This window comes from Vibrio sp. (assembly GCF_047973365.1).
GTDB lineage: Bacteria > Pseudomonadota > Gammaproteobacteria > Enterobacterales > Vibrionaceae > Vibrio.
Window position 1 is genome coordinate 1 of sequence record NZ_JBKEBW010000015.1, and the last position, 12,395, is coordinate 12,395.

Below are 12,395 nucleotides of genomic sequence, written 5' to 3' on the forward strand. Positions count from 1 at the left end.
GCTGTATCTAAACCGACTGTTACGCTTGTCATAGGATCCTCTCTTACTGTTATTGGTTGTCTTTTCATCAATCAATATGGCTCATTTGAAGCCGATTAGGTAGAGAGGGTCCATTCCATTATTCTAGATAAGAATGTGATCAGATAGAGTATCTGTGTAACAGTAAATGGGCATCGAACACAAACTCGCATAAACCCATCCATGGGGCTCCGCCGAGCCATCCATGGCTCGGAGGGTTTGCTTATCGATACCCATTCACTGATCATGAACTTTTCCAGAATGGTATTATTTGAATCATAAGATTAGCTGACTTATAAAACTAAGCTGCATAAAAAAAACACCCTTTCTCTTTTGAGAAATAGGTGGTTTTTTATTGCTCGATAAGTCTTATTTAACCGACCATTGCGAAAGAGAACGTTTGAAATCCTGGTAGCCAAACTCGTTCAGTTTTTGAATTTCACCATTGCTGCGTTCACAGTAAACAGCAGGCATCTTCAAGCCGTTGAACCAGTTGAGTTTCACCATGGTATAACCCGCACTGTCTAGAATGTGCAGCTTCTGACCGATCTTTAATGGTTGGTCAAATTTGGCGATACAGAACTGGTCGCCCGCTAAACATGAACATGATCCAATCACATACTCGTGTTCACCTGATTCACTGGCTTCCAGTACAGAAGCAGGTTCATTGTAAATCAGCGTATCTAAACGGTGTGCTTCGGTTGCTGAGTCAACAATCGCTGTCTTCATGCCGTTTTCAACGATATCAACAACGGTGACCACAAGATCGGTTGTCTTGGTAATCACCGCTTCACCCGGTTCAAGGTAAAGTTGTACGCCGTGTTTTTCAGAAAATGCTTTAAGCGCTAGACCCAGTTTTTCTACATCGTAACCCGGCCAGGTAAAGAAGACGCCACCGCCCATACTTACCCAATCCAGTTTGTCTAGGTACTCACCGAAACGTTGTGAAATTGAATCGAGCAGGCGAATAAACGCATCCACATCTTTGTTTTCACAGTTCATGTGGAACATAACGCCATTGATGGTATCGAAAACAGAGGTATCGATATGATCTGCCTGAACACCAAGACGTGAAAACTGACGTGCTGGGTTTGCTAGATCTTGCCCTGCGTAGCTTACGCCTGGGTTTAAGCGTAAACCTAGTGACGCTTTGCCTTCAACAAGGTGACGGTATGCGGAAAGTTGTGATTGCGAGTTGAAGATCATCTTGTCGCAGATATCCGCCACTTCTTTTACGTCATCTTCGCTGTAGCCAACGCTATATGCGTGAGTTTCACCGCCGAATGTCTCGTAGCCAAGCTTGACTTCAAAAGGACCAGAACTGGTTGTGCCATCTAAGTATGGCTTAATGATGTCAAATATGCCCCAGGTTGAAAAGCACTTCAGTGCTAGAACCAATTTAACGCCTGACAATTCTTTCAAGCGTTTAGCGATTTCCAGATTCGCAATCAACTTATCTTCATCGATCATGAAGTACGGCGTTTTCAATTCGCTTTTTTGCATTTCTACGTTCACTCTAAAATTGAACAAAGCCGACGCTATTGCATCGGCTTTAAATTTTACAAAATAAGTTCAACTAATCTTCACTCACCAGAGATTATTAACTCCTCGTTCCTATGCTCCTGCGTGGGAACGTATTAGGTTAGCTGTCTTTTCTTATTTCAGGATCTTAATGTCTGGCTGACCTAGTTCTAGTTCCAGGACATCCCAACCTAAACCAATTTCTGGCATAGTTTCCAGGAACGGATCCGGATTTAGCTGCTCCATGTTGAATACGCCTGAATCAGCCCATTCACCACGGAAAAATTGTAATGCAGCGGTAATCGCCGGAACACCGGTCGTGTATGCAATGGCTTGATGCTCTACATCGTTGTAAGCCACTTCGTGGTCTGCATTGTTGTAGATAAATACACTGCGTTGCTCGCCGTTCTTCTTACCTTGAACCCAAGTACCAATACAGGTTAAACCTGTGTAGCCCGGCGCCAGAGAAGTCGGATCTGGTAGCATGGCTTTTAGAACTTGTAAGGGTTGAACAACGGTACCGTCTTGCAAAGTTAACGATCGCGGACTTAACAGACCAATGTCACGCATGCAGTTGAAGTAATTCAGGTAGCGGTCACCGAAACCCATCCAGAATTCAATCCGTTTTGCTGGAATGAACTCTTTTAGGGAGCGAACTTCATCGTGTGCCATTGAGTACACTTTGAAAGGGCCACATTTTGGAAAATCAAATTCCAGCATACGAGTATGACAAGGAACAGTTTTCCACTCACCCTCTTCCCAGTAGAAAGAATCGCCTTGGATTTCAAGCATGTTTGTTTCTGGGTCGAAGTTAGTTGCGAACTTCTTACCATGATCACCTGCGTTAATATCCATCACATCGATAGTGTCGATTTCATCGAACAGGTGTTTTGCCGCATAGGCAGCAAAAACACTTACCACGCCGGGATCAAAACCAGCGCCTAGAATACCTGTGATACCGGCTTGTTTGAACTTATCACGGAAAGCCCATTGCGGATCATAAGCTTCTGGCACTTGTTGACCTTCAGAGCAAAGGTCAACCGCCACTGAGGTATCTAAGTAAGAGACTTCTGCCTGATAACACGCTTCCATAATTGGAACGTTGACCCATGGGGGCCCAGCATTAATCACGAGATCAGGCTTAACTTCTTTAATCAGCGCAACTAATGAATCCACATTACTTGCGTCAACTGCACGAGCTTCTAGCTTCTTAGTAGAATCTTTTAAGTTATTTTTACCCTTAATCGATTCAATGATCTTCTCACACTTCCCGGCAGAACGAGAAGCAATGGTAATATCACCCAGCACGTCGTTGTTTTGAGCTGCTTTATGCGCAACAACCCAACCAACACCGCCCGCACCAATCTGTAGAATTGACATTTTATCCGGTACCTTTATTTCGCTAGCTCTGACGCTAGAGTTTCAATTTTAGCCAGTAGAGATTCGAAGTCCGACATCTTCAAGCATGGGTTCAAGATTGTGAATTTCAAGGCAGTTTTGCCATCCACAATGGTCTCGCCTAGTACTGCGATACCACGTACCAACGCTTCCATTCGAACAGCTTTGTTAAGCTCATCGAAATCGGTCGCTTGGCTGTCTACCGCACGGAATAACACGGTAGACAAAGATGGTTCAGCCAAAAGCTCAAAGGCTTTATACTGACGAACCAGTTCCGCCACTTGCAGAGTCTGCTCTAACAAATGGTCGTACATTGCACCCAGTTGTTTAGGACCGACGTTTTGCATCGTCATAAACACTTTTAAGGCATCAAAGCGTTTTGTCGTAGAGATAGACTTATCAACCAAGTTTGGCAGAGTGTCATGCTCACGGTTCAGGTAGTCTGCATGGTGAAGCAGGTACTTGAAGTTGTTTTTATCGTTAAGTAGTAGCGCACCACAACTGATTGTTTGGAAGAACAATTTGTGGAAGTCTACGCTCACTGACTGTGCACGCTCTACGCCTTGCAAACGACCTTTATGACTGCTTAGAATCAACGCGCCGCCGTATGCACCGTCTACGTGCATCCATAGCTCGTGTTTCTGCGCAACATCAGCAATGGTCGCTAAATCATCGATAGCGCCGTGATCAGTCGTACCCGCTGTACCGACAACTGCAAATGGAATCAAACCTTCCGCTTTCGCTTGTTCAACTACAGCTTCTAGTTTTGTTACATCCATCGTGCCGTTTGGCAGCGCGTCTACAGCAAGAATCGCTTTCTCACCAAGCCCCATCCAAGATGCTGATTTTTGTACGGTGAAATGTGACTTCTTAGAACAAATGATACGTAGTTTGTCTGCGTAATCAGGCAGACCGAGCTTCTGGATCGAGTGACTGCTTAGTTTGTCCGCAATCCAGTCACGAGCTAACATGAGACCCATCTGGTTACTTTGCGTACCACCGCTCGTTACGATACCGTCTGCTTTAGCGCCTAGCTCGTATTTATCACACATCCAGTCAATCACTTTCTGCTCAACATAGGTTGCGGCTGAAGATTGATCCCATGAGTCCATTGATTGGTTTAGTGAACCAATAATGATTTCTGCCACAACAGATGGCATTAACGGTGGAGTATGCAGGTGAGCAATACAGTCTGGGTGTTGAACCATAATTGAGTTCTTAACCACTAGCTCTGCAGTGTCTGAAATCACTTCTTTTAGTGACGCGTTCTTGTTATCAAGATCTACCGCATAAATGGCTTCTTCCAACGCTTTGGGATTCATACCAGAATATGGCGCGTTCACTTGTTCAAATACCGCTTTCATTGCCGCAGTTGTGTGGTTCATCACTCGTGCAAATTCTGCGCTGCCCATTGAACCGGTGTGGATGAAGTGCTTCTTCCACTCTTGGTTACTTGGCTCTGGGTCTTTATGACCGCCACCAGCCGCAAGAATTGCTTCTTCTAATGTACGCAGTGCAAAGTCGATTTGTTCGAAAGAGATAATCAATGGTGGAAGGAAACGAATAACCGAACCTTCACGACCACCTTTTTCAACCATCAAACCACGCTCAAGCGCCGCACGTTGAATAGCCAGTGTTAGTTGTGGTGCAGCTTTTGGCTCACCGAACTTATTCAGCTCGCCGCTTGGGTCCTGAATTTCGAGACCTAGCATCAAACCTTTACCACGTACTTCTGCAACGCAGTTTACGCGGCTTTGAATTTTCTCTAACCCCATACGTAGATATTGACCAGCAATGTTTGCGTGCTCTACAAGGTTATCACGAGTGATGATTTCCAGTGCTTTAGCGCCTGAAACCATAGCTAACTGGTTACCACGGAAAGTACCGGTGTGCTCACCTGGTTTCCATGTATCAAACTTCTTGTTGATAACCAGAATTGCCATTGGCAGACCACCACCAATCGCTTTAGACAGACATAGTACGTCTGGAATAATTCCCGCTTCTTCAAACGCGAAGTTGTAGCCAGATTTACCTACACCACATTGGATCTCATCAAAGATCAACAGAATGCTATGCTCATCACAGATACGACGTAGTTCACGCAGGAAATGTGCCGGAGCAGGGATAACACCGCCTTCACCTTGAACTGGCTCTACGATAATCGCAGCAGGTTTCATGATACCTGCTTCGTCATCGTTAAGAAGACGTTCAATGTAACGAATGCTCGCTTTCGCACCTTCTTCGCCACCTAGACCAAACGGGCAACGTAGGCTGTATGGGAAAGGCATAAAGTGAACATCTGACATTAAACCAGTACGACGAGCTTTGGTGTTCAGGTTGCCCATCATGCCCATGGTACCGTTAGTCATACCATGGTAAGCACCACGGAAGGCAAACATGGTATTACGGCCAGTGGTTTGTTTAGCAAGCTTAATCGCCGCTTCAACCGCGTCAGCACCAGATGGGCCACAAAACTGAACAACACAGTTGTCACCAAGTTCAGATGGAAGGAAACCTTTTACTGCCTTAATAAAGTCAGCTTTAGATTTGGTTGGAATATCCAGTGTTTGATATGGCAAACCAGAATCAAGTTGCTGCTTAAGCGCTTGGTTAATTTCTGGATGGTTGTAACCTAACGCCAGAGTACCCGCACCCGCCAAGCAATCTAGGAAGATTTGGCCACGTGTATCTTCTACTAAACAGCCATAAGCCTGTTTAATAGCGATAGGTAGACGACGTGGGTAAGAACGAACTTCTGATTCATGCGCAGCTTGATCAAGCAACACTTCATCTGGAGTGAGATCATACAATCCGTCTAGTACTGGAATTTGGTTAGACATAATGGTTGCGATAGTGTTATCGACTTCAAAGGCTGTACTCATTTTCATCACCTTGAAAATTAAAAATTTCTGTTCATTTCTCACGCGTCAGTAATAGAGAAAAATGACAAATAGCAAAACGTTCCGAATGCATTAAGCAAATACGGAATACGGGTCATCAAACGGATGACGATTAACTAAATCAGAGGTTCAAGGTTCTGTAATGCTGCTGTCTTGATAAACAGGGCATTCTGGAAGTACAAAGCTGATTAGTGGTTGTAGTTTAAATGAAATCAATGTTGGGTATCCCATTCACATGCTGTTACCACAGCAAGAGTATCCCGTCTATCAGTAAAAGGACTTACTGATACCTACCTTACGTAATGTCACAATCAGCCTGAATGGTCATTACGCGTATCCCTCAGAAACTCTGTCTGAGATTGGGGCGGAAATTAACACAAAATAGGTGTATTTTGCAATATGAAATCAAGTTAAATTAACGATATAAACTGCAAATCAAACACATAATATTGATATAAAAGTTGGTACTTAACACTATATAAAGAAAAGCCCCTGCTTGGCAGAGGCTATGATATACAACTATCACGAAGCTAAACTGTTTCCGTATTTAACTTAACAAGGCTATCTAAAATGGCCGACGCATCCATAGCAGCTACATCAGAATAGATATCTTCTATTACTATTGTCTGTGAACCACTATCGCCATGTTCTACTGTTAACACAACATCTTCATTATTAACTGTGTTGATTGTTACTTTTCCAAGTAGATCACTTATATCCGTCGTTGAAGTGTCGTCATCCAATATTGAAGTCAGATCAATTTTGTCGACACCAAACTCGAAATTCTTAACGGTATCAGTACTGTTATCTAAAACGGAATCAAGCCATGTGAAGATATTGGCTTGGCTATCATCCCCAATCATCACATCTGTTCCCGTCTCAGCCATCACAATACCGTCTAGTGGGTTAGGTATCTGGGTATCGTACGTTTCTGTTGTATCTATTCCATCAAGGGTGACCGTTTTCTCATCACTGTACATCCCATCAGAATCTACCGCCCTATACGTAAAACTATCATCATCGATTGTACTGGTTGTAGTTCCTGTAAGATTCCCAACAACATAGTTAGCATCACTACCTAAAAATTGAATCTGAACAAGTGTGCTATTTGCTGGCGGTGTATATGATACATCTATAGTATTAGAACCAACTGAAGGCGCATATACACTGGTCAAGTTTACTAACTCACCATCAACTAAATAAGTGTATGTTACTTTTGTTTCATGCCCTGGATTTATACCTGATAGAGTGAAATTGACTGATGTAAGTTGGTTATCAGTTAGGTCAAGTATTAATATTTCTGGATTATTAATACCAGCCCCTGCTCCTATATCTATATCACCTTTACTGTTTGAGACCCCATATCCTGTACCACTATTAAGAGATGGATTACCTGGCAAGTACGTAACGTAAGCATCCTTGTAGGAATTACCAGTTACGTGAATGCCTGAAAGTAATTCAGTATGATCATCTAAAATAAATGTCTTGGGTGAGATTGAACCAGAAGAAGAATAGGTAATAAGATCGGGATCTAACCAAGTTTCTTCCTTATTAACATCACCAATTGACTCAATTTCAACACCGTCGTAGTAAAGCGTTCCATATGTAGGAAGTGACGAAATGACTACAGACAACTTTTGATCCCAATACAAATCTTGATATTCATCATATCCAGCACTTTGGGGGTTAATCGGATTTTGCGTAAAGTAATCAACATCCTCGTCAGAAATATGATCTGTTGTTAAACCAATATCGGTATTAAAAACAACGTTAACTTGCTCTGTTCCGGAGAATGTAACTGTAAAGTTTTCCGCTTCTGGCGCTTCATTTACATTGCGTTCAAATAACTTAACGTCAGCCAATACCGTATTAGTTCCATCGGACACTGACACCTGAATGACGTGATCGTTGATCCCACTTTCATAATTGTTCGCAAGCGACTCTAAACCGGTGGTAGTCAGTTTAATAAAGCCATCATCATCAATTTCAAAATATCCAGAATCGTTACCTCCGGTTATTTCATAGCTTAAAGTATCACCCTCAAGATCGTTTGCAGCGACTCGCCCTATGATAGGCGACTCCATGGTAGTATTCTCGCCGTAATAAAGTGAATACATAGCTTGCGATCCAGAATCAGGAATAAATTCATTACCATTTTCATATTCTTCATCGTCATCTGTAGTGTATTCCGTATCAACAAACACAGGTGGAGAGTTAACTGGATCGTCTTGCAGCGTAATATCTGGTGGATTGTCAGAAACTCCCACTAAGTTCTGAATAGGATCATCAGCAGCTGTAAAATCTACATTCAAGCTGTCTGTTTGACTTAAGAAATCACGAGCAAACCCGCTGGTACTAAAAGCCGTTGCAGCGATCAGAGTGGCTAATTGCATGACGACCGTACCACTGTTGCCTAAAGCAGAACCGTTATCTCTACCAGCGGCAGTGGCTTGATCAGCGTTCAACGTTGGGTCTATACCATCTTCTAATTGAGCAATGATGTTAGCAATCTCTGCATCGAAGTTAATATTGAGTGGCGTTTGTCCTTCGCCACCCAACACCTCTTGAGCCGTGACTTGAGGATTAGCACCATCCCCAACAGTGACGATAACTTCCCCAGGAGCAGGAGCGGCACCAGCGGCTAGTTCTCGGATTTGACCTTGTCTATCAATGACCAAAGTTACGTTAGCCAACATAAATTGGCTGAGTGTACGTGCGTTCATGAGCCTGTTCCCTATGAGCATAAATAACACGTATGAGCACCCCGTTTCAGTTTTGCTTGTTCTCAGGTGTTCACACGCCACTGCATGAGCAGTTTTCATGCATTAACATTAGTAACTGCTACATGGGTATTCAACTCATTTGCTAGGTCGAAAATTCAAAGTTCAACTAAGGTTTCAATAAATAAGGAAAATAATCATTGGTACTTTTTTGAACTAAGCTCTCAAAATCCTAATTTATAAACTAAGCTTGCATAAACTAAGGCATGACCTTTGATCGCTCACCCCCTACAAAATGAAATATCTCAATGACCTATAAAGAGATAATTCAACACTAAGGAGCTTCATAGTGAAACGGAACCTTTCATTATTAGCCGGATGTATGCTGCTGGCTTCCGCCTCTGCTTACGCTCAAACTTTAGAGCAGGCAGTGGCGATAGCATTGGCAAACAATCCTGACATCAAAGCTAGCTATAACCAATACGTCAGTACAGTGAATGACAGCAAAGCCTCTGGTGGTAAATATCTACCTACTATTGATTTGGATGCGGGTATTGGCTACGAAGGTATTCGTCCTGCATCCACAACCGGACGTGAGGATACTGATTTAACTCGTAAAGAGGCAAGCATCATTCTCAACCAACTATTGTGGGATGGTAACGGCACCCTGAATGATATGGACAGAACAGCAGCCGAAGCTGAATCGACAAGATTGCAGCTTTTGGATGATGCATCCAACCTGGCGCTTGAGGTAACCGATGTCTACCTTAACGCCGTTAAAGCGACAGAAATTCTTGCACTATCGGAAAGTAATCTCTCTGTTCATATTGATATTTATCGTGATATCAAAAAGAGAGTGGATTCCGGGGTCGGTTCTACTGCAGATTTAACCCAAGTTGAAGCCCGTATTGCAAAAGCGCAAGGCAACTTACTCGCGGCACAAAACAACCTTTTTGATACTCATACTCAGTTTCGCCGTTTGGTCGGTCAAGAACCACTTGGATTAATTTACCCACGCGCTGACGAATCGAAAATTCCGTTGTCACTGACGGATGCCTTGGTCGAAGCGTTTGATAAACACCCTGTCATCAAAATTGCCAAAACGGATGTTGATGCAACGCGTTTTCAATACAAGCAATCTAAAGCACCTTACTACCCTACCTTTTCAATTGAAGCTCGCCAAACTTGGCGGGATGACGCTGGTGGCTATGAAGGTAACGCAGATGAAACAGTGGCGATGCTACGCATGAAATACAACTTGTATAACGGTGGAAGTGATAGCGATAGAAGTGAAAGTTCGGCTTACCAACTCAACAAATCGAAAGATTTAAGAGACAGTGCTTATCGCCAAATAGAAGAGAGCTTACGCTTATCCTGGAGCGCTTTAGACTTAACGCTTCAACAGAAAAATTTCCTTGCTGATCATGTTGATTCTTCGGCACAAACGGTTATCGCGTACGAAAAACAATACGGTATCGGTCAACGAACCTTGCTTGACTTGCTCAACACAGAAAATGAGTTATTTGAAGCTCGTAAAGAGTACCTAGATGCTCACTATGCAGAGCAATACGCTAAGTACCGTGTAATGAATGCGACAGGGGTACTGATAGATGCGCTTTTGGTTGATGTCCCAGAAGAATGGACCAAGGAAGTGGAGTATTAATCATGAAGAACAACATTCTATCACTAGCAATACTCGCTGGATTGGCATTCTCTGCATCGGCATTCAGCGCTGAAGAGTACGAATATAAAGCAACGCCTACAGCCAGCCAAATTGCCGATTTGCAGGATGATGACCAAGATGGCGTGGTCAACGGCAGAGATATTTGTCCGGGAACACCTGTCGGTTCAGAAGTCGATAACGACGGATGCGGCGAAGTTAGACGCAATCAAGATGAGCGCCAATTACGGATTTTGTTTGCCAATGACTCATATGAGATCAACCCGGTATTTGCCAGTCAAATCCAAACCATGGCAGATTTCCTGAAGATCTATAAGTCGGCATCCATTGAGATCCAAGGCTACACCAGTAAAGTAGGCACCGATGAATATAACTTAGAGCTCTCTAAAAAACGGGCTGAAGCAGTTGAACAAAAACTACTCTCTTACGACATAGAACCTAAGCGTGTTCGCATCATAGGATATGGAGAGAGCCGACTTGAAAACCAAGGTGATGATCCTGCTGCTCACGCAATCAACCGCAAGGTTACCGCAACAGTCGTCGGTCTACGGGAAAAAGTGGTCGAAGAATGGACGATATTCTCCACGCTACATAAACGTTAATGTCAATTTGCTGAATTTGGCTCCTGACTTCTATTGATAATATATCCAAATAAGAAAAAGCCCCTCAGACTTAAGCGTCGAGGGGCTTTCTATATTCTTCACGAATAATGAATCTTATAGTGATTTTTTCTTAGGTAGCGACGCGCTTAGTAAGCAATAACCTGCTACTGCTGCCGTCGTGGAACCCATAAGAATACCAAGTCGAGCGTAAGTATCGAAGTCTACAAAATCAACACCAAATGCAAGTGATGAGATAAAGATCGACATAGTAAAACCGATACCACACAGCACAGATACCGCAAAAATATGCTTCATGCTGATACCATCAGGTAACTTTGCTATCCCCAGTTTTACCGCAATCCAGCTAAAGGTAAAGATACCGAGAGGCTTACCAATAAATAGACCTAGAGCAACACCCAGAGGCAGAGCTTGCGCCAAACCATTTAGCGAAACGCCTTCTAATGAAATACCCGCGTTGGCAAAAGCAAACAAAGGCAAAATACCAAAGGCTACATATGAGTGAAGGCCATGCTCTAAATGCTTAAGCGGTGAATGTTCTTTGTCTTTTCCTTTCAGTGGAATAGAGAAACCGATCACCACACCGGCTAATGTTGCGTGAACCCCAGATTTTAATACTGCTACCCAAAGGATAAAACCGACAATCAGGTAAGCACTTATCTTAGTGACATGCTTTGCATTCATAACAAACAGAATAGCTGTCATCAGGAAGCCAACTGCCAATGCCACGGTAGACAGATCACCACTGTAAAACAGCGCAATAATCACAACAACACCTAAGTCATCAATGATTGCCAGTGCAAGTAGGAACACTTTCAGGCTGATTGGCACACGGCTGCCCAGTAGTGCCATGATACCTAACGCAAAGGCGATATCGGTCGCGGCTGGAATCGCCCAACCTTGAATTGCAGTTTCGTTTGAAAAGTTAAACAGCACATAAATCAAAGCTGGTGCAAGCATACCGCCAACAGCAGCAATGGCTGGGAAAATCGCGGTTTCACGAGATTTCAGAGCACCTTCAAGTAACTCACGTTTTACTTCAAGACCGATCAACAGGAAGAAAATAGCCATCAAGCCATCGTTGATCCAGTGAGAAACAGACATACCCAAAATGTAAGTATGCAGACCCGCTTGGTAAAACTCGTTGAGGGGAGAGTTGGCAATTATCATAGCGACGGCCGCTGCAATTACCAAGATGATGCCACCAGCAGACTCCATTTTTAAGAAGTCGCGAATAATATCAGTCATTATATCGTCCTTATTATTTCGTTATATCGATACATGATTTCGAACAGATGCACAAAAGTTTAGTGCGTTAGAACATTATTGAATAATCGCTTGTAATGACTCGATACATCGGATTTTCCGAAACAAATGAACATTTAAGATACATATTCCGCATTAACTGCTATTTGGTAAGTATAGGAAAGAATTAATTGCGACAACAAGGTTAGAACTTGAAATATATAATCTTCAGAGATAACAAAAGGAGCATGAGCTCCTTTTTTACGTTTGATGGACTAGCAACAATCAGTTC

At 43.1% G+C, this 12,395-nt stretch carries 7 protein-coding genes; 2 read left to right on the forward strand and 5 right to left on the reverse strand.

The window, feature by feature from the left end:
• Positions 1-387 precede the first annotated feature (387 nt).
• The 4 genes from nspC to ACK5MF_RS02145 form a co-directional block, all read right to left on the reverse strand.
• Positions 388-1,521, reverse strand: a complete 1,134-nt coding sequence (gene nspC / locus ACK5MF_RS02130; RefSeq protein WP_416918910.1) for a carboxynorspermidine decarboxylase — start codon at positions 1,519-1,521, stop codon at positions 388-390.
• Positions 1,522-1,674: 153 nt separating this feature from the next.
• The gene (locus ACK5MF_RS02135) at positions 1,675-2,919 is read right to left on the reverse strand and encodes a carboxynorspermidine synthase (protein ID WP_416918912.1); all 1,245 of its coding nucleotides are present in this window, start codon (positions 2,917-2,919) and stop codon (positions 1,675-1,677) included.
• Positions 2,920-2,933: 14 nt separating this feature from the next.
• On the reverse strand, positions 2,934-5,819 hold the full coding sequence (locus ACK5MF_RS02140; protein ID WP_416918914.1) for a pyridoxal phosphate-dependent class III aminotransferase: 2,886 nt from the start codon (positions 5,817-5,819) through the stop codon (positions 2,934-2,936).
• A 548-nt stretch (positions 5,820-6,367) separates the two neighbouring features.
• Positions 6,368-8,560, reverse strand: coding sequence for a type I secretion C-terminal target domain-containing protein (locus ACK5MF_RS02145; protein WP_416918916.1), 2,193 nt, complete (start codon positions 8,558-8,560; stop codon positions 6,368-6,370).
• A gap of 379 nt (positions 8,561-8,939) precedes the next feature.
• On the opposite strand from ACK5MF_RS02145, the gene ACK5MF_RS02150 reads away from it, so the two are divergent.
• Both ACK5MF_RS02150 and ACK5MF_RS02155 read left to right on the forward strand, forming a co-directional pair.
• Complete coding sequence (locus ACK5MF_RS02150) at positions 8,940-10,220, forward strand: TolC family outer membrane protein (RefSeq protein ID WP_416919045.1); 1,281 nt, start codon at positions 8,940-8,942, stop codon at positions 10,218-10,220.
• Entirely contained in the window at positions 10,220-10,840 is a 621-nt protein-coding gene (locus tag ACK5MF_RS02155; RefSeq protein ID WP_416919047.1) for an OmpA family protein, read from the forward strand. Before ACK5MF_RS02150 ends, ACK5MF_RS02155 begins: the two co-directional genes overlap by 1 nt.
• A 114-nt stretch (positions 10,841-10,954) precedes the next feature.
• Here the strand turns inward: ACK5MF_RS02155 and nhaA are convergent, their stop codons facing one another.
• Entirely contained in the window at positions 10,955-12,106 is a 1,152-nt protein-coding gene (gene nhaA, locus ACK5MF_RS02160) for a Na+/H+ antiporter NhaA (RefSeq protein WP_416918918.1), read from the reverse strand.
• Between the last annotated feature and the right edge of the window lie 289 nt (positions 12,107-12,395).